Origin of the sequence: Halobacterium noricense (assembly GCF_021233435.1) — an archaeon.
Lineage (GTDB): Archaea > Halobacteriota > Halobacteria > Halobacteriales > Halobacteriaceae > Halobacterium > Halobacterium noricense.
This window is the reverse complement of sequence record NZ_CP089468.1, coordinates 721166-743709: the sequence shown is the minus strand read 5'-3', so window position 1 is coordinate 743709 and position 22544 is coordinate 721166. Positions and strand designations below refer to the sequence as shown.

Here is a 22544-nt window from a genome sequence, read left to right as displayed (position 1 = left end):
AACAAATTCAGTAAGTAGTCATACTGGACTTTGAGGTTTATCGAATTCCCAGAGTGAGTTTCCGCACAAAGTTACGGCATAGTACGCCAAGAGATCACTGTCCTGAATCCGCACTCGAACCCGCGAAGCGTGTGTGCATCCTTTGTCGCGCCTCACTCATCGAATCAGGTCGTTGACCCCAACACGCGAGAAGTCAGACTGAAGTCACCCGTTGAATGACCCGGGATACGTCGGCGGGCGAAGTCGTGTGTACGAATCCATGAGTAACAACGACAGCGTGTACTATCTGAATCCTCGAATTCGACGGACGACGCACACCTGCTCTCACGTCGATTCTGGCATCCGGTACGTGAGCGCGATGACGACGGCCATCACGACCGCGAGGAAGACGTAGCCTTCGTCGAAGTAGCCGTGGTCGCCGACGACGCCGAAGACGACCGGGCCGGCGGCGGCCAGCGACGCGGTGAGCGTGCGGATGACGCCGAGGCCGGTGCCTTGGGTCGCCTCGGAGAACGCTTCGGCGAGGAACGACTGCGTGACGGCGCCGGTGCCGAGCATCGTGCTGACGAGCGCGGTGATGCCGACGAGCGGCCAGATGCCGGAGACGACGGGCAACAGGAGGAAGCCCGCGGCGGCCGGCAGCAGAATCCCGATGAGCGAGCGGCGCATCCCGATGCGGTCGTAGGCCGCGCCGGCCAGCGGCTTGACGAGCACGCCGACCGCGAAGAAGAACCCGAAGAGCACGCTCGCCTGCTGGGTGGAGAGGTCTTTCACCGACGTGAGGTAGGTCGGGTAGAACGCGGTGAACGACTGCCAGACGAACATGTAGAGGAAGAGGATGACCGTCATGAACCCGATTTCCGGCGTCCGGAGTTCCGCGAGGACGTCGACGGCGTCCCGCAGCGACTGCGTGCTCCCCGAGTCCGTCCCGGCGTCTGTCCCGTCGTCCCGGCTCGGTGACGTGGCGTAGACGAGAATCCCGGCGACGACGAGGAGCGGCGCGACGAAGCCGAGGCCGGCCTGCCACGCGACGGCGGCGGCGAGCGCGGCGGCAATCGGCGGGAGGACGGTCTGGCCGATGTCGCCGGTCGCCATCGTGACGCCGAGCGCGCTGCCGAGGCGCTGCGTGTAGAGCTTCGAGAGAATCGTGATTCTGGCAATCGGGTACAGCGAGTGGCCGAGTCCCCACACGGCGGTCGCCGCGAACAGGACGATCGGCGACGAGGACGTGACGACGAGGCCGAGCGCCCCGGCGACGACGACCGCGCTCACGGCCATGAGCGCGCGCTCGTCGTACCGGTCGGCGAGCATCCCACCGGGGAGTTGGCCGATTGCCGCGAAGAACCACAGCACGGTCACGAGCAGGCCCGACACGGTCAGGGAGAGCCCGTAGTCGGTCTGGAGGTAGGGGATGATGACGGGGTAGACCATCCGCCCGCCGTTCAGCAGCCCCCAGCCGGTCGCGATGGCGACGAGGGAGACGCCCTTCCCGCCGCCCCATAATGCCGTCACTTCCTGCCGGAGCGCAGTGCGAAAACCCATGTAGCGTCTACTCGGAACGGGCGGCCGTGTGGCAATAATAGCTGTGTTTCGGCCGTCGGCGCTCGTCGCGGAGTCGACGCGCGCTCAGCAGTCAGCGACTCCGGACCAGGGCGCGGATGTAAATACTGTGAATTATATTTTATCCCGTATTTATTACTTATGTGAATATCTAATGACAGCGAACGACGACTGGATTCGCACGACGCACACCGGCAGCCTCCCCGACCGCCGGAACTGCTCGACCGCCGGGAGCAGCGCCAGGACGGCGAGGGCGTCGACCCCGACGAGTGGGACGCGACCGTCGCGGACGCCGAGGGTGCCGAAATCGCGACCGAGCGCATCTACTGACGCGCTCGCGGCGTTCCACGAATTGTTTCAACCCCATCACTTATTTAGTGTCAACAGAGTTACGACTCGTTGTGAGGGGAGCCACCGAATGTCACTGACCGACGCACAGCGACCCGCGAACAGACGCGAACGCTACCGCACGATGGCCGACGCCGCCACCCGACCGTTCGCGGTCGGAGCCGTCGCCGTCCCCCTGGTCCTGCCCGTCCTGGGCTACCTCTCCGGGGACGTCCAAATCATGTTCACCGTCCACCTCTTCCTCGGCGCGTTCTGGTTCGGCACCGCGGTGCTCGGCGCGGTCGTCCTGGGCCCGGTCATGGGGAGCCTCTCCGAGGAGGCGAACGTGGAGTTCGCGGAGGGCTTCGTCCCGAAGATGAACCTGCTCATGGAGCCGGTGTCGCTCGGCGTCGTCGGCTCCGGCGTCGGCCTCGCCGGCCTGATGGGGCTCTGGGACTCCCCGACGCCGTCGCTGTGGGCGGCGGTCGCGCTCGCCGCCGCGCTGCTCGTGCTCGGATTCGGCCCGCTCCACACGTTCACGGCCGGAATGTTCGACGAAATCGCCGCCAACGACACCGACCACGCGCGACTCGCGGACCTGAACAAGAAGTACGGCATGCTGAGCCTCGTCGAACTCGTGCTCATGGTCGCCATCGTCGGCACCATGTCCGGGCTCCGCTGGGGGTTCTGAGCGGGGGAGTCTCTACCGGGGAATCCGAGACTACCGAACGAGCCTCCGCGAAAAAGACGCGAGACGAGGGTTACGCCGGGCTAGGCGTCTGAACGGTGGAGATGTACGACGCGAGGTCCTTCGTGGTAATCATGCCGATGACGTTGTCCTCCTCGTCGACGACGGGCATGTGGTGGAAGCCGTGTTCGAGCATGGCGTCGGCGACGTCACGGATGGAGTCCTGCGCGCCGGTGGTGACGACGTCCGTGGTCATGTAGCGCTCGACGGTGGTCTGGGCTTTCGGCTTGCTCTTCGCGACGATAGTGACGAAGTCGGTGTTGGTGAGGATGCCTTCGAGGTGGCCGTTGTCGTCGACGACGACGACCGAGCCGATGCTGTTGTCGAGCATGAGCTCGGCGGCGTCCTCGACGAGCGTGTCGGGGGTGACGGTGTGGATGCTGTCCGACATCAGTCGGCCGGCGAAAATATCGTCCATACTCGAAGATAGCGCCGCGGCGTGTTAAGCGTTGTCCGCCACCACGCTACGACGCCGCAGGCCGCCGCGAGAAACCGAACGACCTACACTCGCCGCGGCGCAACTGTCGGGCGTGTTTCCCGTCGCGCACGCCCAGACTGCAGGCCTGGACGTCCCGCTCGTGGTCGCGCTCGCTGCCGCGGGCGTCGCGTCGGCCCTGCTCACGGGCGCGGCGCTGGCAGCGTTCCTGCGGCGGCGCTCCCGTCCCTACTTGCTGGTCGCGCTCGCGCTCGGCACGCTGCTCGCGCGCTCGGTCGTCGCGGGCGCGAGCGTCGGCGGCCTGCTCGCGGGCGACGTCCACCACGTCCTCGAACACGGCCTCGACGTCCTGATGGCGGGGCTCGTCATCGCCGCGGTCTGGTACGCGCGCTCGGTCTCCGGCACGCCCACGGGAGGTGACGAACAGTGACCGACACCCGCGACCGCATCGCCGCGCACGTCCACAACGACCCCGGCGTCCACTTCAACGCGGTCGTCCGGGCGACGGACCTCGCCCCCGGCCAAGTCCAGCACCACGCCCGCCGGCTGGTCCGCGCGGGCGACCTCGCGGTCGAACGCATCTCCGGGCGCACGCACTACTTCCCGCCCGCGTTCGACGACTGGGAGCGCGGCGTCGTCGCGCTCGCGCGCCGCGAAACCGCCCGCGACGCCGTCTACTATCTCCTCGACACCGGGCCGTCGCGGCCGGCCGACGTCGCGGACAGCGTCGGCGTCGCGCGTTCGACGCTCGAACACCACCTCGACGCGCTCACCACGCACGACGTCGTGGAGAAGCATCGCGACGAGCGCAACCGCGTCACGCTCGTACTGGCGCGTCCAGAAGAGACCATCCGGCTCCTCGCCGACGTCGACCCGTCCGCGGCCGACCGGTTCGTCGACCGCTTCGAGCGCCTCCTCGACAACTTCTTCGACTAGGCGGCGACCGGCCGGTTGCCGCCCGTCGCGCGCACGATGCTCCCGAGCAACAGCACGACACTCGCCGCGAAGAACACGCCGCCGACTGGCGAGGTCGGGTCGAGGAACGCCCAGTACGCGGGGGTGGCAGCAGCGCCGAAGAGCACGGAGAGCACGCCGTAGAACGCGGGCGCACAGCAACAGCACGCGGTCGCCCCGGTCGTGGCGACCATCCCGAGCGCGGACGTACCGCCGTCCGCGGCGCTCTCGGCGCGCGCCTGCTGGACGAGCACGCCGACGTTGACGGCGACGAGGCTCCCGAGCAGTCCCATCATGATGACGGTGCCGACGGAGACGAACCCCGCCATCGGGACGGACGGGAAGACGAACTCGACGGCCGGCCACGCGACCAGCGGGTCGGCGACGGGCAGGAAGACGACCGTCGACTCGGTCGGCGCGCCGACGCCGGGGTCGGGGTTGAGGGTGAGCGTCCCCGCGGAGAACGCGAAGAAGCCGACGAACAGCGCGCCCGCGGCGAGGCCCGCGCCGAGCGGCCGGCGGTCGCGGCGCAGGCTCTGGACGACGCCCCACGCGTCGCGGTATAGAACGTAGCCCACCGCGAACACCACGGTCGCGACGACCACGTAGCCGAGGACGTGGTAGGTGCCGCCGTTGGGCATCACGATGGGGTAGACGACCCACGCCGCCAGCAGCACGCCGAGCGCGACGTAGCGCGGGCGTTCGGGCCACCGTAGGCGGCCGACGACGAGGCTGCCGACCGCCATCGCAGCGCCGACGACGAGACTCAGCGTCGGGTAGACGGAGCGAATCTGGGGGCCGGTGTCGGCGACGACCTGGAGTTCGACGAGGCCGACGAGCCCGAACCCGCCGGCGAGCGCGGCGACGAGGCCCGCGGCGGCGCCCGTCGTGCCGTCGATGCGCCCGCGGCGGTACGCGGCCATCGTGACGACGGCGACACCGATGCCGACGAACGCGAGCGCGAACAACAGCCAGTGGGGCGTGCCGGCGTGCGTGGTGCCGGAGTGGGCGGCTACCGGGCTCGCGAGCGCGGCGACGGCGACGACGAGGCCGGCGGCGCGGCCAGCGGCACGGAACGGATGCATAGTCGTCCTCTGGTGCGGAGGGGCTTGCGGGTTCTGGTCCGCGCGTCGAATTCGACGGGTGCACCAGAACGGCTTTTCGCGTGAACGCGCTAGCCCCGAGCATGCTCCCGGACTCCCGCGGCGTGAGCCGCCGCGCGTTCCTCAAGTCCGCGGTCGCTATCGGCGGCGCGAGCGCGCTCGCGGCGTGCATGGACCGCGAGGACGCTGACGTTCCGACTGGCGTCGACGACCCGGCGTCGCTGCCCGAGCGCCAGCACGCGTGGAACGACGCCCTCTCGCGGGACGACGTGGGAAACGTCGTGCCGCCGCGCCACCACGCGCTCGTCCACCTCGACCTCGACGGCGAACCCACAGACGCGGCTCGCGAGACCGTCGAGACCGCGCTCCGCACGCTCGAACGCGCCTACGAGTGGTCCAATAATGGACTGCTGGCGACGCTGGGCTACTCGCCGGCGTACTTCGAGCGCTTCGACAGCGCGCTCCCCGACGCCGTCCACCTCCCCGAACCGCAGCCGCTCTCGGCCCTCGAAGACCCCGCGCTGGACACGCCCGACGCCATCCTCCACCTCGCCAGCGACCACGCCAGCGCCGTCCTCGAAGCCGAGGAGGCGATGCGCGGCAACCGCGACACCGCCAACGGAATCGACGTCGACGCCGCGCTCACTGACGTCTTCTCGGTCGCGGACCGACGCTCCGGGTTCGTCGGCGACGGCCTCCCGGCGGAGCACCAGGACACCGGCGGCGTCCCGGACTCCGAGCCCGTGCCCGAGGACGCGCCGTTCTACATGGGCTTCGAGTCGGGCTTCGAGAAGAGCCAGGCGACCGAGGACCGCGTCACCATCCAGTCCGGGCCGTTCGCGGGCGGCACCACCCAACACGCCTCCCACATCGACCTGAACCTCACACAGTGGTACGAGCAAGACGACCGCGAGTCCCGCGTCGCGCAGATGTTCTGTCCCGCGCACGCCGACAGCGGCGCGGTCGAGGGCACGGGCGAGAACCTCGGCGACAGCCCCCAGTTGGACGACTGCGGCGACCCCGTGGAGACGGGCAGCGAGCGCGGCGTCGTCGGGCACGCCCAAAAGTTCCAGCGCGTCCGCGAGGACGGCCGCCCGGTCATCCTCCGCCGGGACTTCGACTCGACGGACGGCGGCCACGCGGGCGTGCACTTCCTCGCGCTCCAGCGCGAAATCGCGGACTTCGAGCGCACGCGCGAGGCGATGAACGCCACTGACGTGAGCGGCCAGACGCCGGTCGGCCGCACGCAGAACAACGGCATCCGCCAGTACCTCTCGGTCACCCACCGCGGCAACTACCTGCTGCCGCCGCGGCCGACGCGCGCGCTCCCCACTCCGGAGGGCAGCGATGCGTAAGCCGAGTCGCCGCGCGTTCCTCGCAGCAGCAGGCGCTACTGGACTCGGCGCGACCGCGGGCTGTCTGGGCTTCCTCGAAACCGAGCGTGCGACCCGCGAGCCGCCACTCCCCGAGAACCGCCCCGACGCCGCCTACGTTCCTTCGCACGTCGAGGGCATGGAAATGGCCGGGATGCAGACGCGGGGCCGGTACGCGTGCGCGCTCACCTACACGTTCCCGCACCGCTTCTGGCTGGTGCGCACCACGAACACCGACCGCGTGGACGTCCGCGGCGAGGACGACGTCCACCTGATGGTCGCCGTCTGGGACACGGAGACGGGCACAGTGCTGCCGGAAGCGAACGTCACCATCGAGCACACGCGGCCGGAGGGCGAGACGGCCTCGGTGACGCCGTGGCAGATGCTCTCCCAGCAGATGGGCGTCCACCACGGCGACAACGTCGCGCTCGGCCCGGAGGGCAACTACGACGCCACCGTGCGCGTCGTCCCGCCGACCACGCGACGGACGGGCGAGACTGCCGCTACGGACCCCGTGGAGTTCGACTTCTCGTTCACGTTCGACCGCGCCAGCCTCGACGACCTCCCGTTCGAGGACATCCCCGCCGACCGCGAGGGGACGGAAGGCGCCGTCGACCCGATGGACATGAAGAGTGCGACGCTCTCGCAGGCCCCGCCCGCCGACTCGTTTCCGATTCCGGTGCAGGGCACGGGCGAGACGGGTGGCGCGAATCTGGTCGTCGGGACCGCGGACCGACTCGGGAGTCTCGCGACTGGCGACGACGAGACGTACGTCGCGGCGTCGCTGCGCACGCCACACAACCGGTTCGTGCTCCCGAACGCGTCGCTGTCGGCGACCGTCGACGCGGGCAGCGAGCGCGCGTTCGACGGCGACCTCGTGCCGACGCTCGACGCCGACCTCGGCTACCACTACGGCGCGGTCGTCTCCACCACTAGTGCCATCGAGAACGTGACCGTGAGCGTCGACACGCCGCCGCAGATTTCTCGCCACGAGGGCTACGAGACGGCGTTCTTCGACTTCTCGGACGTGTCGGTCTGAACGGCGAATCGACAGCCCGGTAGCTACTGTTGGACTTCGTCGACCAGTGACGCGACGGCGTCGTCGACGAGGCGCTGCCTCAGCCGCCCTTGCCAGAACGCGATGTCGTCGGAGCTGAGCGACTGGACACCCCACGGGACGATACGGCTCTGTTCGGGTGTTCCACCGCGTATCCAGTCGTCGTCCGGGATTTCGAGGAGTCCGTCCATCCACGATTTCGTCGTCAACGTAACCGCGATGTACTGTTCGCCGTGGAACGGTCGATCCTCGTGATTCGAGAGGACGAGCCAGGGGCGTGCCTGCTTGGCACCGTCGAACGGGTCTACGCCGTAGACGACGTCGCCCGGTTCGAAAATCAGCGTCGGTTCCTCGTCGCTCACTGTTCGTCGTCGACGCTCGGGTGCGCTCCCTCGGGCGACTGCTCGCGCCAGGCGTCCGCGTCCTCCTCGCCGAGTTGCTCGTTGAACAGGGAGGTGGCGCGCTCGTAGCCGTCGTACTCCGCGAGTCGCTGCTCGTCGTCGGTGACCGCCCAGTACGTCGCCTTGTGTTCGACGAGGTCGCGGTCCTTGAGCCGCGTGAGGGCGGTGCTGACCGCTCCTTCGTCGAGTTCGAGGCGAGCGGCAATCTCGCTCGCTTCGAACGCGTGGCCGTCGTGGCTCGCGAGGAATCCGAGGACGCGCTCGGGAACGGACAGTCCCGCGAGCTCGTCCTCGCTCGCGTTCTCGAAGGTTTCGCGGTCGATAGACATCTCGGTTGGACGTAGAGCCTCCAGCGACAAGAGCGTTAGTGACGAAATCGACGTAAGCACCGAAAGTACGCGAACCCCGCATCCTTTTGGCTCGACGGGCGAACGCGGGGTATGGAGCGGTTACGCGAGTCCTTCCAGCGCGCGCCCGTCATCGAGAAAGAGGGTGGGTACGAGTACGTCGTCCTCCCAATCAGCAACGGCGTGCCGATGCTCGAGCCCGCGCTGCTGCGGGAGGTCGTCGTCGGCATCACGCGGGTCGCAGACCTCGAGGACGTGGACAAAATCGTGACGCCGGAGGCGATGGGCATCCACATCTCGACGGCCGTGAGCCTGCAGACGGACCTCCCGGTGACGGTCGTCCGGAAGCGCGAGTACGGGCTCCCCGGCGAGGTCGAAATCCACCAGGAGACGGGCTACTCGGAGGGTGAGATGTACGTCAACGACGTGGACGAGGGCGACCGCGTGCTCGTGCTCGACGACCTGCTGTCGACGGGTGGAACGTTGCGCGCGCTCACGGACGCCCTCGACGGCATCGGTGCGGACATCGCGGACGTCGTGGTAGTCATCCGGAAGGTCGGCTCGGAGAACGCGATGGCCGACTCGCCCCACGGCGTGACGGCGCTGGTGGACATCGAGGTCGCGGACGGCGAGGTCACGGTCGTCGACGAGTACCGGTAGCGCCCGCCGGCTTCGTGTCAAGGAGCATGGTAATTGGTCGCAAGGGTTTTTGCGGCTGCCTGGCCAGTACTGGCTAATGGCAGGCGACGATGCCGGGGCCGGTGGGGCGACCGCCAGCGGCGGCACCGACGACGCACCAGCGGAGGGCACACCGGGCGAGCGGAATCGCGACTACGACTGGCAGCAGCTCACGCCCGCCGTCCGCGAGTACGACGGCGGCGCGACAGTCGGGGAGTACTCCTGGGTGGACTACCTCGACGAGTACGGATCCGAGGACGCTGCCGACCGCGTGCGGGAGCGCCGCGAACGCGCCCGCCACGAACTCGCGGGCGTCGACGCACCCGACGACGAGGAAATCGGGCCGCCGTACCCCGAATGGGACGACCTCGGCGCGGACCCGCCGGAGCCGAAGTGGGACGACGTCGACGCCGACCCGAGCGACGACCTCGGGTTCGCCCCCGACGAGAAGGGCGACGTGCTCGGGACGGCGGCGCGGCGCGCGAGCAACGTCCACGACTACTTCGACGCGTTCACCGACCCCGCGACGACGCCTGTCACGAAAGACGAGTGGCTGTGGGAGCACTTCAAGCGCGAGTACTACTACGTCGGCGAGAACGACTGAACGCGGCCCCGCGACGAGGACGGCGAAATCGTCCGCTTCGACCCCGTGGAGTACCTCGGCTTCGACCCGGAGAACGTCGAGCACTGGCTGTCCGTGAAAGACGACGCCGCCGACGGCATGCTCGACCTCGAAGACGAGCGCACGGTCGACATCCACGAGGACGTCGACGAGGACGCGTTCTTCTCGACGGTCGAGGGGAAGACCACCATCGCGAACCGCTACGACCTGGAGAAGGCGGTGCCGATGGAGAAGAAACGCCACTTCCAGGAGGTGGAGCGCTACTGGGTGAACAAGCCGTACGCGTTCGTCGTCATCTTCCACTCCGACCGCGAGAACGAGAAGAAGTACTACCTCGTGGAGCCCTACCGGAACCCAATCGAGGCGGACCTCCAGGAATTCCTCACGGAGAAGCTCCGGACCGCCATCAAGTACGCCAGCGACGACGTGGCGGCGGCCGGCGACGAGGCCGAGCGCCGCGGCGTCATCGAGCACGAGGCGCGAAAGCTCCTGGACCGCTACGACCTCTACAACGGTCCCGTAGCGCGCGAGCAGTCGCTAGTCGACAGGCTGCTGGCGGCCGTCGGGCGAGGGGAGCCGCCAGTCGAAACCGACGACCACCTCGACGGCATCATGGCGCGCCCCGAGCCCGCGGTGCTCGCGGAGGACCCGGACGCGCTCACGCAGTACCAGGTGGAGACGCTGTTGTACGTGCTCCAGCGGAATTTCATCGGCTACGAGCGCATCGACGGCATCAAACACGACATCAACGTCGAGGACATCTCCTGCGACGGCTACGACTCCCCGGTGTTCGTCTACCACACCGACTACGAGAACCTCATCACGAACGTCTACCACGGCCGTGAGAGCCTCGACGACTTCGTAGTGAAGCTCGCCCAGCGCTCCGGGAAGGGCATCTCGAAGCGCCAGCCGCAGGTCGACGCCACGCTCCGCGACGGCTCCCGCGCCCAGCTCACGCTCGGCCAGGAGGTCAGCGACCACGGCACCAACTACACCATCCGCCAGTTCAAGGACGTGCCGTTCACCCCGGTGGATCTCGTGAATTGGCAGACGTTCAGCCTCGACGAGATGGCGTTCCTCTGGCTCTGCATCGAGTCCCACAAGAGCCTCGTCTTCGCGGGCGGCACCGCCTCCGGGAAGACCACGAGCCTGAATGCCGTCTCGCTGTTCATCCCGAGCAACGCGAAAATCGTCTCCATCGAGGACACCCGCGAGGTCGAACTCCCCCAGCGCAACTGGATCGCCAGCGTCACCCGGCCGAGTTTCGGCGAGGACGAAACCGGCGACATCGACGAGTTCGACCTGCTGGAGGCCGCGCTCCGCCAGCGTCCCGACTACATCGTGATGGGCGAGGTGCGCGGCGAGGAGGGCCGCACGCTCTTCCAGGTGATGAGCACCGGCCACACCACCTACACGACGTTTCACGCGGACAACGTCGGGGAGGTCCTCAAGCGCTTCACGACGGAGCCAATCAACGTCTCGAAGACGCTCTTCACCGCGCTCGATTTGGTCTCCGTGCAGTCCCAGACGCGGGTGCGCGGGCAGAAGGTCCGGCGCAACCGTTCGATTACGGAAATCAACCGCTACGACCCGGAGAACGACGAAATCAACGTCAACGACGTCTTCCAGTGGGAGCCCGAGGACGACTCTTATCGGCAGACCGCGGACTCCTCGACGCTCGAGGACATCAAATTCGACCGCGGCTGGACGCAGATGGAACTCGACCGCCAGCTGCAGGAGCGCCGCGTGCTGCTGGCGTACCTCATCGAGCAGGGGCTCAACGAGTACGCGCAGGTCGCCGCGACCGCGCAGGCGTACGTCAACGACCCCGAGACCATCCTCACGCTCGTCGCCAACGGCCGACTGGAGGCGGCGCTCGAAGACCTCCGCGGGATGGAGAGCGTGCTCATCGACGTCGACCCCGACAAGGAGGCGATGGTCCCCCGCCCGGACCCCTCCGAGAGCGTGCTCGCGGAGGCCGAGTCCATCCTCGAAACCGCCCGCGAGGAGGGCGGCGTGCTCACGGAGTACGAGGGCGAGTCCGCGGAATCGCTGGCGACCGCGCTCACACCCGACGCCGCCGCGGAGGACGTGGTCGCGGACACGCGCGGACTGGACGCCGACGACCTCGAAGCCGCCATCGAGGAAGTGGCCGACGCCGACCTCCCGACCGAGCAGGAAGCCACGGAGTCGTCGACGTGGGACCCGTTCGCCGACGACCTCGACCCCGCCATCGAACCCGTGGCAGAGAGCGACGACGGGTTCGGGAGCTTCGAGCCGGCGGCATCCAGCGACGACACGGCCGCCAGCGACGGCGGTGAGGCTGTCAGCGGGGAAGACGACGAGCGCGAGGGGAGCCCCGAATGAGCACGGGGTCGCAGTCGTTCGGCGAGGGCGCGGACGTCGTCGCGGACGCGTTCTTCCCCGTCTACCAGTGGGCGTTCAGCGACGGCAGCGACTTCGTCGCGGACGTCGAGACGAAGCTCGCGGAAGCCCGCATGGACGACCCCGTGGAGCTGTTCGTCTCCCGCGCCATCGGCGTGGGCGTCCTCGCGGGCGTCACGCTCTGGCTGCTCGGGCTCGCGCTCGGCTACGGCCTGTTCTACACCGGGCTCGTGGAGACGGAGACGCTCATCGGCGTCCCCGTCCCGAACGAGACGCTGCTGGCCATCGTGCAGGCGCTGAAGATTCCCGCGCTGGTCGTCGGCACCGGCCTCTTCTTCGGGTTTATCGGCTTCACGGCCGGGTTCGGCGGGCTACTCTCCGTGCCGTACATGCGGTCGAGCTCGCGGGAGCGCGAGATTAACATGCTGTTGCCGGACGCCGTCTCGTTCATGTACGCGCTCTCCATCGGCGGCATGAACCAACTGGAGATTCTGGAGGCGATGGCGAAGGCCGACGACACGTACGGCGAGGTCGCCATGGAGTTCCGCAGCATCGTCCAGGAGACCGAGTACTTCGACACGGACTACCGGACGGCGGTGCGGAACCGCTCGATGGAGACGCCCAGCGACGAACTCAGCCAGTTCCTGACGGACATGCTCTCCATCATCAACTCCGGCGGGGACATGACGGAGTTCCTCTCGGACAAGAAGGACAAGCACATGCGCACCGCCAAACAGCAACAGGAGCTCACGCTCGACACCCTGGAGCTGTTCGGCGAGATGTACATGACGCTGTCGCTGTTCCCGCTGTTGCTCATCATCATCCTCGTCATCATGAGCATGCTCGGGCAGGCCCAGATGCGGCTGCTGTACGCCACCGTCTACGTGCTCACGCCCATCGTCGGTCTCGGCTTCCTCGTGCTCGTCTCCACGGTCAAGCAGGACGAAATCGGGGACGGCTTCCTCGAATTCGAGGGCGAGGACACCGGCCACCGCGAACCCGGCCTGCTCAGCCTCGGTCTCGTCGAGCGTTTCGTCGGCGAGTACGCGATTTTCGACCGCGTGAAGCGCCGCGAGGGCACGTACGAGACGATGCAGGTGATGCGCCACCCCGCGCGGTTCTTCCGGGACAACCCGCTGTTCACGCTCGCGTTCACCGCGCCGGTGACGCTCGTGCTCGTCGTGAACGCCGTGCTCGCGGGCGTCGCGCCGACGACGCTCGACGCCATGGTCGCCGCCCCCATCTGGGGGACGTTCCTCTACGTCTACCTCCCGCTGTACCTGATCGGATTCCCGCTGGCGGTGTTCCGCGAGTGGAACGTGCGCTCGCGGCGCCGCATCACGAACAAGCTCTCGGACAACCTCCGGAAGCTCTCCTCGGCCAACGACACCGGGATGACGATTCTGGAGTCCATCGGCGCGGTCTCGGAGACCACTAGCGGGAAGCTCGGCGAGGAGTTCGAGACGATGTACGCGAAGGTGAACTACGGTACGAGCTTGAAGCGCGCGCTCGTCGAGTTCAACAACAAGTACCACATCCCGCGGCTCGCCCGCACGGTGAAGCTCATCACGAAGGCACAGGAGGCGTCCAGCCAGATTACGGCGGTGCTGTCGACGGCCGCACAGGCCAGCGAGAACCAGGACGACATCGAGCGCGAGCGCCGCTCGCGGGCCCGCATGCAGGTCGTCATCATCGTGATGACGTACCTCACGCTGCTGGCGGTGATGCTCATCCTCCAGGTGAAGTTCCTCGGCACGATGAGCGGGCTGGAGACGTCGACGGCTGGCGCGGGCGGCGCGGGCGCCCAGTTGAGCTTCGGCGGGAACATCGACACCGAGCTGCTGGGGATGATGTTCTTCCACGCGGTGACGATGCAGGGCGTCATCTCCGGGTTCGTCGCGGGCTACATCCGCGACGCGAGCCTGCTCTCGGGCGTGAAATTCGCAGTGATACTGCCGACCGTCGCGCTGATAGCGTTCTCCTTCGCGTGACCATGTCCCGGGCACAGACCACCATGGACTTCGCCGCGGGCGTCAGCATCTTCCTCGTGACCGTGGCGTTCGCGTTCGCGTTCGTCCCCGGCATCATCACGCCGTTCGCGGACCCGGACGTCGGCGACCCCGTCTCCGCGAACCGCATCGCCGACGACCTCGTGACCGACCGCCTCGCGTCCCCGAATCAGCCGTACGCCCTCGACACGGAGCGGACGGCCGCGTTCTTCGCGGACGGCGACGCTATCAGCGAGTTAGCACTACGCGACTACAAGTCGGCGAACGTGACGCTAGTAACCACCGCGGGCGACGTGGCGACCATCGACGGCGAGCGCGCAGCGGCCGGGCAGTCGGTCTCCGCGGACGCCGACGCGACCGTCGCGTGGCGGAGCGTGACCGTCGTCGGCGACCGCTACGAACTCGTCGTGAAGGTGTGGTAGCATGCGGGCGCAAGCACACACGCTGGAGGGCGTCGCCGCCGCGCTGCTCGTCGTCGCGACGGTCGCGTTCACGATTCAGGCGACCGCGGTGACGCCGCTGACCGCGAGTACGGCCGGCCAGCACATCGAGACCCAGCACGAGCGGGCGGCTTCCGGCCTGCTGGAGACTGAGCGCGCGAACGGCAACCTCTCGCGCACGCTACGCTACTGGAACGGCTCCGCGGCGGCGTTCACGAACGCCAGCAACGAGGGGTACTACGTCGGCGAAACCCCCGGCGCGTCGTTCCTGCTCGCCGTCGAGGAGACGTTCGGCGACCGCGCGGTCGCGTACAACGTCAACGCCTACTACGTCGGTTCTGACGGCGAGCGCCGCGTCCGCCGGCTCGCGTTCCACGGCCAGCCGAGCGCGGACGCCGTCGCCGCCACGCGGCTGGTCACGCTCTACGACAACCAGTCGGTGACCGAACGCAACGGCACTCGCTTCGAGCCGACGGCGAAGACCCTCGCGGACGTGGACGCGACGGAAGGCGAGCGCTACTTCGCGCCGAACGCGCCCGGCCACGCGTACGCCGTCGTCGAAGTGGAGGTGGTAGTGTGGCGGATGTGAGCCGGTCGTGGCGCGGGGACGACCGCGGCGTCTCCACGGCGCTGGGCTACGTGCTGAACGTCGGCGTCGCCGCCATCCTCGTGACGATGCTGTTGTTCTCCGCGGGGTCGCTCGTGGAGACTCAGCGCGACCGCGCCGTCGAGACCGAACTCCGCGTCGTCGGCGACCGCGTCGCCGCAGACCTCGCGGCCGCCGACACGCTCGCGCGCGCCAGCGACGGCGGCAGCGTTCGGTACACCGTCGAAGCACCGTCGAACGTCGCGGGCTTCAGCTACGACGTGCACGTCAACGAGTCCGGGAACGGCAACGTCGTCCTCGACGCCGACCGCTCGGCCGTCACCATCACCGTCGAATTCCAGACGGAGATACCGGTCGAGAACGCGACCGTCTCGGGCGGCGACTTCGTCGTGGTCTACGAGGGCAACCGCCTGGAGGTCGAGGATGCGTAGCGTGCGCGTCGACGGCTTCTCGGACCGGCGCGCGGTCAGCGACACGCTCGGATTCGTGCTCATCTTCGGTATCATAGTCTCCACGACCGCGGTCGTCTACGTCGGCGGGTTCGACGCGCTCACCGGCGCGCGGGACGCGCAGCAGTTCTCGAACACCGAGCGCGCGTTCGACATCCTCGACTCGAACGTCGACGACCTCGCGGTCCGCGGCGCACCCAGCCGCGCGACGGAGGTGTTGCTGTCGGACGGCGCGCTCGGGTTCGGCGAGCCGGTGACGTTCAACGTCTCCACCGACGGCGGGGCGTCCTACCAAGCCACGACCAGGCCAGTGGTGTATCGCGCTGACGACGGTGACCGACTCGTCTACTCGAACGGCGCGCTGTTCCGGCAGTACGGCGACCGTGCGGTGTTGTTCAGCGAGCCGCGCGTTTCGGCGGGCGACCGCACGCTCGTCCCCATCGTCGCCACGGAGCCGGCCAGCCGGGGCGTCTCCACGGACGGCACGCAGCGGGTGCTCGTCCGGACGACCGTCAGCGCCCGCGACGTCGAGTCGTTCTCGACGCCCGCGAACCTCACCGTCACGTCGCCGCGCGCCGCGGCCTGGGAGCAGTACCTCGAGGCCGAGTTCGGACAGAACTGTGACGGCCCCGCAGACGGGCGAACTGGTGAAGTCGAGTGTCCGCTCCCCGGCGAAGGAGTCTACGTGCAGGGTGTCTACATCGACGTCGCGGTGGCCTGACTACCGGACGGTCACGTTCACGGCGTTCTTGGTGATGTGGAGGAACGTGACGACGTGCTCGCCGGAGGAGTCGTATTCGAGTCGGCCCGTGGACGCCGGGAGGTCGGTGCTCGCGGAGTTCCCCGACGGGTTCTGTTTGCCCTTCGAGAGCAGCTTCAAGTCGACGTTCGGTCCCATCTCGCCGAGCGCGTAGTTCACGAGCTTCCCCGTGGAGTTGTTCGCGACGGGTGCTCCGCCGCCGCTCTGATACGTGAGGTTCGTGTCCCCGGTCAAGTCGAGGTGCATCGTCGGCGTGTTGTCGTCCTCCGAACAGGAGTACGCGTACGTCGAGTCGTTCTGCGAGAAGCGGTTGTCGCCACTCCACGTGTGCGTCGTCCCGCCGTTCGTGTACTCCAGCGTGACTTCGGGCTGATTGCCGTCTTTGCAGACGTTCGAGCCCTGGATGTCGAACTCGAAGCGCTGGGAGCCGCCGTCGTCGGCGACGAGCGTCCAGTGGAGGTCGCTGAAGTCGGAGTTCTTGTTCGGTTTCAGCGTGAACGTCAGCGACTCCAGGGGGTCGTCACCCGCGAGCCCGCGGAGCTCCAGCGGCGTCTCGTCGAGCGTGAACTGGCCGCCGGTCCCGGGCGCGACGAGTTCCAGTTCGACGCGGTTCTCGTCGGGAATCACGGAGACGTTCCCGCTCGTCCGCGACCGGAAGAACGACGCCCAGCCGCGGTAGTAGTCGCTCTCCACGGCAACGGTCATGGTACCGTTCTGGAGCGGGTTCGTCCGTCCTGGCCCGGGGAAGACGGAGCGATTCGACGCGGCCTCGTCGCGCGTCACGCGAGCGGTCGGCGCGCCGGCCGCCGTCTGCTCGCTGCCGGTGACGCGAATCACGGGGAGCGTCAGCGTCGCGTCCTGGTAGTTGAACTCCGGCGGCGACACCATCTCCGCGCCAGCGCCCCGCGAGTACCAGACGCCGCCGCCCTGGTACGCGACCTCGGTGTCGCCGTTCTCGTAGACGACCGACCCCAGCGTCGTGTTCAAGTACTCGGTCGTCGAACCGTCCTCGCCCTCCCTGACGACGACCATGCGACCGGTGTCGGGCCGCACCTCGTAGCTGCCGCGCTCGGAGTTCGCCAGCGTCAGCGACTGGCCGTCCGACCGCCCGAGCGCGACGAGCGCGCTGCGCGCGTCGAAGAGACTCATCGACTGCTCGGCGCGCTGGACCGACGACTGGTCCTGTGCGGCGTCGAGCGCGCTGCCACCCGCCACGACCACGACGCCGACCCCGGCGACTGTGATGGCGAGCAACAGCACCACCCCGATAATCTCCGTCTGCCCGCGCGCGTCCATGCCTTTCCAGTTCGCCGGTGACACGCAAGAAGGTGACGGAGAACTGTCGGAGAACGACCACGAGCGCGGGTGAACGGCCGAACGCAGACCGCAACGCGACAGCTACACGAGCACGAAGACGACCGCGACACCAGTACAACGCTCGTCGGAACGGTCTTTGGCGTGGAACGATAATCTACGACGTGAAGCGCGAAACACTCACTGTCACCGGTATGTCGTGTACTGGCTGTGAACAGAACGTCGAGAACGCTCTCGAGAACATCAGCGGCGTCACCCGAGTCGACGCCGATAACGAGGGCGACACCGTCGAAGTGGTCGTCGAAGACGACGTGTCAGACGACGACCTTCACGCCGCCATCGAGCGAGCGGGCTACGACGTATTGGCCTAATCGGCTGCCGCGTCTTCTCTCCCGGATTCACCCCCATCGCTGTCTCCGACGGCGAACTCCGCGTTGATGCCCCCACCCGAGAGGAGTTGGCCCGCGAAACTGTTGGCGAGGACGACTGAGACGGACAGCACCATCGCAATCATCGCAAACACGGGATGGACGAGCCCGGTCGTCGCCGCGGCCACACCGATGCCGTTGAACGAGAACGCGGCAACGAGGTTTTGCCGGGTTTTCCGGTAGCTCTCCGCCCCAATCTCGTAGGCGTCCATCACGCCGCCCAAGCGGTCGCCCATCAGTACGACGTCTGCCGACTCGATAGCGATGTCCGTCCCGGCACCGATGGCGATGCCGACGTCGGCTTGGGTGAGCGCGGGCGCGTCGTTGATGCCGTCGCCGACCATCGCCACGCGATGCCCTTCGTCCTGTAGTCGGCCGATTTCTTCGCGTTTCTCGTCGGGCAGCACGTCGGCCATCACGCGGTCGACGCCCACTTTCTCGGCGACCGCTTCGGCAGTGCGCGCGTTGTCGCCTGTAATCATCACGGGCGTGATTCCGGCGTCCTGCATCCGTTTGACCGTCTCCGTAGCGTCGTCCTTGATTTCGTCGCCGATGCCGACCAGTCCGACGAGTTCGCCACCGCGGACGACGCCCGAGACCGTGAGGCCACGGTGCTGGAGGGCTTCGATGTCGTCGTTCGCGTGCGACAGGTCGATCCCTTCGTCAGCGAGCCAGTGCGGTTTGCCGACCAGCACGTCGTCGCCGTCGACGGTCGCCCGGACGCCCCTACCCGTCACCGAGTCGAACTCCTCGGGGTCGGCGTAGTCGACGCCGCGTTCAGCCGCGTGGTCGAGGATGGCGTCGGCGAGCGGATGCGCCGAGAAGGCCTCCGCGCTCGCCGCGGTCGCCAGTACCTCGGCCTCGTCGCTTGCGAGGGCGATTACGTCGCTGACGGCAGATTCACCGACGGTGATAGTGCCGGTCTTGTCCAGCACGACGTGGTCGACGTCCGGGAATATCTGGAACGCGTCGCCGCTGCGCATCAGGATGCCGCGGTTTGCGGCTTCCCCGCCGCCCCGAATCAGCGCGAGCGGGGTCGCCATTCCGAGCGCACAGGGGTAGCCGAGGACGAGGACGGCGAGCGCCGCGAATGCTCCCCGTCGAACGTTCGGGTCGGCACCCCACGCGAGCGGCGCAACCAACCAGAACCCGAAGGATAGCGCCGCGACGAACAGGACGGCGGGGACGAAGTATCTGAGGACGCGGTCGGCGAGTTGAACGATACCGGGTTTCGTCGCCCGCGCCTCCTCGATTTCGTGGGCGACCTGATTCAGGAACGCGTCCTCCCCGGTGGCGGTCACCTCGACGAGCAGCGTGCCGGTCTCGTTGACGCTGCCCCCGATTACCTCGTCGCCCTCGCCCTTCTCCTCGGGGATGGACTCGCCAGTGGCGACGGATTCGTCCACTGTCGATTCGCCCTCGACAACCTCGCCGTCCACGGGGACGTTCTCGCCGGGCTTGACGCGGACGCAGTTGCCGACTTCGAGCTCGTCGACGGGGACTTCGTCAACTGCGTCGTCGGTCACCCGACGAGCGGTGTCCGACCGGAGCGCGAGAAGACCCCGTACGGCCCGTGAGGCCCGCGTACGGACGACGAGACTGGTGTACTCGGAGAGGACGTGATAGGTGGTGATGAACACGGCGACGGCGAAGAAGTGGACGGTCGGGAAGCCGGGGAAGACGAGCAGGCCGAGGAAGCCACCGAGCAGCCCGGCGAACGCGCCAGCCTCCAATAGCACGTGTTGGTTGAAGATGCCGCGACGGAGGCTCTGGTAGGCTTTCTCGACGATGTAACGGCCGGGACCGAACATCGTGCCCAACGCCAACGCGAGCGTAGCGAGGTCCATCGCCAGTGACGCTGACTCGAAGCGGCCCACCACGAACAGCATCCAGCCCATCGACGCGGCGACGACGATGGACGCGCCTCCAGCGAGAACGAGTCGTCGCTTTCCTTCGGCGAGTTCTTCGCGCTGCTCCTCGTACTGCTTTTCCTTGTCGGGGTCACGAATCGTGTAGCCGAGGTCGCGGAGCGTGTCCTTCACCTCGACCTCGCTCGCCGCCTCGTCGTCGTACCGGACGAGGACTTCCTCGTGAGCGAGACTCACAGCTACGTTCTCGACGCCCTCGGTTCTGTCGTAGGCCTTCTCGATGCTCTCGGCGCAGAACGAGCAAGACATCCCGCCGACGTCGAATTGGCTCTGCGTCGTTCCCATCTCGATGTGACGTTATCGTACGACACCCATAACCATTACGAGAAAAATTATAATGGTATCTTTCGTGTCGTAGTCCGATAACACGGATTGCGTCACTCTTACTGTCGTCGTACACCTACTGCGGTTCACGATAATGGCCTTGCTCGAATCCGACGTGCCCATCCGGGACGTCGTGACAACCAATCCGGAGAAAGCGAAAGCACTGGAGAACGACGTTCGAGCGAAGATTCTCGATATGCTCGCTGACGAGGAGCTGACAATCGAGGCGATACACGAGGAGTTAGAACGGCGTGGCGAACAGAAAGCCGAGACGACGGTTCGACACCACGTGAACGTCCTGAAGGACGCTGGAATGGTCGAAATCGCTCGGCTCGAAGAAGCGGGTGGTGCCACGAGGAAGCACTACAAATCGAACACCCGCATCTTCTCGTACGACCTCCCGAAGGACAGCGAAAAAACACTCTCGCGTGCACGGGAGACCGCGACGGAGGAACTAGCCACCGTCGTCGAAACGCTCTACGAGCAACACGGCGACGAAATCGAGTCAGTCGCCCGGGAGATGAAGCCCTGTGAATACTGCGAGACCCAGCACTACGAGGAGTTCGTCGTTCGGGAGTTACTCGACCGCGCTCTCATCGACCTCAGCGAAACGGCCGAACTCGACCAGCTGCGGACGGGCGAAAAGTGAGCCGCTACACAGAGTTCCGCGCGTGACATCCTCCCGGCGTAAACGGCGGGAGTCTCTCCTTATGGAAAGATAGATGCGCCGTCGCTTCGCTCCGGCTTGCACGGGCGTGACGGGAGTCTCGTGAGCATAGCGAACGAGACAACGTCACGCCCGTGAACGAGCACCGCGAGTGAGCGGGCGTGACGGGATTCGAACCCGCGGTCTAGAGGTTAGGAACCTCTCGCCGTGTCCGCTTGGCCACACGCCCTCTACGTCGAGCGAGGACGGGGCAGAGAAAAACGGTTACGTTAGTTGCCGGACGGAGTTTCGGAGTCCGTGTCGGCGTTCGTCGAGTCCGCGCTGGTCTCGGTTTCCGTGCTCTCGGTCTCGGTCTCGCCCTCGGCTTCGGGGCCGTCGCGCATCTCCTGGAGTTCCTGCTCGACTTCTTCGCGGCCTTTCTGGAACTCGCCGATTGCCTCGCCGCTGGAGCGGGCGAGCTTCGGAATCTTGTTCGCGCCGAACAGGAGGACGGCGATGAGCAGGATGACTGCCCACTCCATGCCGCCCGGCAACCCGCCGATGAACAGGGGAGTACTGGTGAACATCGCTACTCGGTGGTAGCCTGTTCGCAATTATAGGCTTTATGCTCCTTTCAGTGTCGCAGTAACGCCAACGAGCGGACACGAGCGGTCCGTTTTCGACCGCTCTCGCTTCCGGGGAGGCGACTGCGAGGAAGCCGGTACCGTCACACGGTTTTTCACGGCGGCCCACGAATCGGCGACGTATGAGCGACGCCACGCAGTCCGACGCCGACCGCGAGTACGACCCGAACGCGGACCACGCGTTCCCGGACGAGCGCTTGAACGAGGTGCTGGCGTTCGTCACCGACGACCCCGAGATTACGACGTACCTCGACGCGCAGAACGTCAACCCGGTCAAGCGGAAGGGGTACAACGACCACGGGACCAAGCACATCGAAATCGTCCGGAATCGCGCGCTCAAACTCTACGACCTGTTGAAGCGCGGCGGCGTCGAGTTCAACGGCGCGGCCGACCAGGGGCTCGGCGAGGCCGACGAGGGTGTCATCATCGCGCTCGCGGCGACGCTACACGACATCGGGCACGTCGTCCACCGCGACGAGCACGCGTACTACTCGATTCCGCTGGCGGCGGACCTCCTCGACCGCATCCTCCCGGAGTTCTACGCGACGCCCGAGGCCGTGCGCGTGAAAGCCGAGGTGCTGCACGCGATTCTCTGCCACCACACCGAGGAGGACCCGCTCACGACAGAGGCAGGGGTCATCCGGGTCGCGGACGGCCTCGACATGGAGCGCGGGCGGTCGCGGCTCCCCTACGAGCGCGGCGGCCGTGGCATCAACACCATCTCCAGCCAGGCCATCGACTCGGTCACCCTCGAGGAGGGCGACGAACGTCCCGTGCTGGTGGAAATCGAGATGCGCAACGCCGCGGGCGTCTACCAGGTCGACAACCTCCTGAAGGAGAAACTCCACAAGTCCGGCATCGAGAACGACGTCCGCATCGTCGCGCTCAACACCGGCGGCGACAGCGACCAACTCGTCGAGCGAATCGAACTGTAGCCGTGTGACGCCGCCCTCGCTCGTCCCGCCGGGGGTAGACTCTTACCCGAATAGCACGAACGATTGGCA

Annotated in this window: 22 protein-coding genes, 1 tRNA gene and 2 pseudogenes; 16 read left to right on the top strand and 9 right to left on the bottom strand. The window is 67.2% G+C overall.

The features are described 5' to 3' along the window. Positions 1–324: 324 nt before the first annotated feature. Positions 325–1542 (bottom strand): MFS transporter, encoded by a 1218-nt coding sequence (locus LT974_RS04140; protein ID WP_232589406.1) that lies wholly within the window; start codon positions 1540–1542, stop codon positions 325–327. 172 nt (positions 1543–1714) lie between these two features. On the opposite strand from LT974_RS04140, the pseudogene LT974_RS17860 reads away from it, so the two are divergent. Both LT974_RS17860 and LT974_RS04135 read left to right on the top strand, forming a co-directional pair. Then, a pseudogene (locus tag LT974_RS17860) lies at positions 1715–1854 on the top strand (methionine synthase); the annotation flags it as partial. 124 nt (positions 1855–1978) lie between these two features. Then, positions 1979–2578: a hypothetical protein gene (locus LT974_RS04135; RefSeq protein WP_232589405.1), complete on the top strand. Its 600-nt coding sequence runs from the start codon at positions 1979–1981 to the stop codon at positions 2576–2578. 70 nt (positions 2579–2648) lie between these two features. On the opposite strand, the gene LT974_RS04130 is transcribed toward LT974_RS04135, so the two are convergent. Continuing rightward, positions 2649–3053, bottom strand: coding sequence for a CBS domain-containing protein (locus LT974_RS04130; protein ID WP_232589404.1), 405 nt, complete (start codon positions 3051–3053; stop codon positions 2649–2651). Between the two features lie 112 nt (positions 3054–3165). Here LT974_RS04130 and LT974_RS04125 point away from each other — a divergent pair, with 112 nt between their 5' ends. Together LT974_RS04125 and LT974_RS04120 are read left to right on the top strand one after the other, a co-directional pair. Then, positions 3166–3501 carry a DUF7471 family protein gene (locus LT974_RS04125; RefSeq protein ID WP_232589402.1) on the top strand — a complete coding sequence of 112 codons (336 nt, stop codon included), beginning with the start codon at positions 3166–3168 and terminating at the stop codon, positions 3499–3501. Further along, on the top strand, positions 3498–4007 hold the full coding sequence (locus LT974_RS04120) for a winged helix-turn-helix transcriptional regulator (protein WP_232589401.1): 510 nt from the start codon (positions 3498–3500) through the stop codon (positions 4005–4007). The genes LT974_RS04125 and LT974_RS04120 overlap by 4 nt, the downstream gene beginning before the upstream one ends. Here the strand turns inward: LT974_RS04120 and LT974_RS04115 are convergent. Next, positions 4004–5110: a hypothetical protein gene (locus LT974_RS04115; protein ID WP_232589400.1), complete on the bottom strand. Its 1107-nt coding sequence runs from the start codon at positions 5108–5110 to the stop codon at positions 4004–4006. The genes LT974_RS04120 and LT974_RS04115 overlap by 4 nt on opposite strands. Before the next feature lie 101 nt (positions 5111–5211). On the opposite strand from LT974_RS04115, the gene LT974_RS04110 reads away from it, so the two are divergent. Beyond that, positions 5212–6483: a Dyp-type peroxidase gene (locus tag LT974_RS04110; RefSeq protein ID WP_232589399.1), complete on the top strand. Its 1272-nt coding sequence runs from the start codon at positions 5212–5214 to the stop codon at positions 6481–6483. Continuing rightward, entirely contained in the window at positions 6476–7540 is a 1065-nt protein-coding gene (locus LT974_RS04105; protein WP_232589398.1) for an iron transporter, read from the top strand. Before LT974_RS04110 ends, LT974_RS04105 begins: the two co-directional genes overlap by 8 nt. Positions 7541–7563: 23 nt before the next feature. Here LT974_RS04105 and LT974_RS04100 read toward each other — a convergent pair whose 3' ends face one another. Together LT974_RS04100 and LT974_RS04095 are read right to left on the bottom strand one after the other, a co-directional pair. Beyond that, positions 7564–7920, bottom strand: coding sequence for a type II toxin-antitoxin system PemK/MazF family toxin (locus LT974_RS04100; protein WP_232589397.1), 357 nt, complete (start codon positions 7918–7920; stop codon positions 7564–7566). After that, positions 7917–8288 (bottom strand): MarR family transcriptional regulator, encoded by a 372-nt coding sequence (locus LT974_RS04095; RefSeq protein WP_232589396.1) that lies wholly within the window; start codon positions 8286–8288, stop codon positions 7917–7919. Before LT974_RS04095 ends, LT974_RS04100 begins: the two co-directional genes overlap by 4 nt. 111 nt (positions 8289–8399) lie before the next feature. On the opposite strand from LT974_RS04095, the gene hpt reads away from it, so the two are divergent. From hpt to LT974_RS04055, 7 genes and pseudogenes are all read left to right on the top strand, one after another. After that, a complete protein-coding gene (gene hpt, locus LT974_RS04090; RefSeq protein WP_232589395.1) occupies positions 8400–8966 on the top strand; it encodes a hypoxanthine/guanine phosphoribosyltransferase in 567 nt (188 codons plus the stop codon). Positions 8967–9042: 76 nt separating this feature from the next. Next, positions 9043–11973, top strand: a pseudogene (locus LT974_RS04080) (type II/IV secretion system ATPase subunit). Beyond that, positions 11970–13982 carry a type II secretion system F family protein gene (locus LT974_RS04075; RefSeq protein ID WP_232589393.1) on the top strand — a complete coding sequence of 671 codons (2013 nt, stop codon included), beginning with the start codon at positions 11970–11972 and terminating at the stop codon, positions 13980–13982. The pseudogene LT974_RS04080 and the gene LT974_RS04075 overlap by 4 nt, the downstream one beginning before the upstream one ends. Before the next feature lie 2 nt (positions 13983–13984). Then, positions 13985–14422: a DUF7287 family protein gene (locus LT974_RS04070; RefSeq protein ID WP_232589391.1), complete on the top strand. Its 438-nt coding sequence runs from the start codon at positions 13985–13987 to the stop codon at positions 14420–14422. A 1-nt stretch (position 14423) separates the two neighbouring features. After that, entirely contained in the window at positions 14424–15029 is a 606-nt protein-coding gene (locus LT974_RS04065; RefSeq protein ID WP_232589389.1) for a DUF7288 family protein, read from the top strand. Next, a complete protein-coding gene (locus LT974_RS04060) occupies positions 15017–15478 on the top strand; it encodes a DUF7266 family protein (RefSeq protein ID WP_232589388.1) in 462 nt (153 codons plus the stop codon). Before LT974_RS04065 ends, LT974_RS04060 begins: the two co-directional genes overlap by 13 nt. Continuing rightward, the gene (locus tag LT974_RS04055) at positions 15471–16217 is read left to right on the top strand and encodes a DUF7289 family protein (RefSeq protein WP_232589387.1); all 747 of its coding nucleotides are present in this window, start codon (positions 15471–15473) and stop codon (positions 16215–16217) included. Before LT974_RS04060 ends, LT974_RS04055 begins: the two co-directional genes overlap by 8 nt. Here LT974_RS04055 and LT974_RS04050 read toward each other — a convergent pair whose 3' ends face one another. Then, positions 16218–17552: a DUF7289 family protein gene (locus LT974_RS04050; protein WP_232589386.1), complete on the bottom strand. Its 1335-nt coding sequence runs from the start codon at positions 17550–17552 to the stop codon at positions 16218–16220. A 182-nt stretch (positions 17553–17734) separates the two neighbouring features. On the opposite strand from LT974_RS04050, the gene LT974_RS04045 reads away from it, so the two are divergent. Next, positions 17735–17941 (top strand): heavy-metal-associated domain-containing protein, encoded by a 207-nt coding sequence (locus LT974_RS04045; RefSeq protein WP_269785441.1) that lies wholly within the window; start codon positions 17735–17737, stop codon positions 17939–17941. Here LT974_RS04045 and LT974_RS04040 read toward each other — a convergent pair. Beyond that, positions 17938–20211 carry a heavy metal translocating P-type ATPase gene (locus LT974_RS04040; RefSeq protein WP_232589384.1) on the bottom strand — a complete coding sequence of 758 codons (2274 nt, stop codon included), beginning with the start codon at positions 20209–20211 and terminating at the stop codon, positions 17938–17940. The two genes, LT974_RS04045 and LT974_RS04040, sit on opposite strands and share 4 nt — an antisense overlap. Before the next feature lie 133 nt (positions 20212–20344). On the opposite strand from LT974_RS04040, the gene LT974_RS04035 reads away from it, so the two are divergent. Next, positions 20345–20899: a winged helix-turn-helix domain-containing protein gene (locus LT974_RS04035; RefSeq protein WP_232589382.1), complete on the top strand. Its 555-nt coding sequence runs from the start codon at positions 20345–20347 to the stop codon at positions 20897–20899. 174 nt (positions 20900–21073) lie between these two features. Here LT974_RS04035 and LT974_RS04030 read toward each other — a convergent pair. Both LT974_RS04030 and LT974_RS04025 read right to left on the bottom strand, forming a co-directional pair. Then, positions 21074–21146: transfer RNA gene (locus LT974_RS04030), tRNA-Arg, on the bottom strand. Positions 21147–21186: 40 nt separating this feature from the next. Further along, entirely contained in the window at positions 21187–21483 is a 297-nt protein-coding gene (locus LT974_RS04025) for a twin-arginine translocase TatA/TatE family subunit (protein ID WP_232589380.1), read from the bottom strand. Positions 21484–21662: 179 nt separating this feature from the next. Between LT974_RS04025 and LT974_RS04020 the strand changes: the two genes are divergently transcribed. Continuing rightward, a complete protein-coding gene (locus LT974_RS04020; RefSeq protein ID WP_232589379.1) occupies positions 21663–22475 on the top strand; it encodes an HD domain-containing protein in 813 nt (270 codons plus the stop codon). Positions 22476–22544 lie beyond the last annotated feature (69 nt).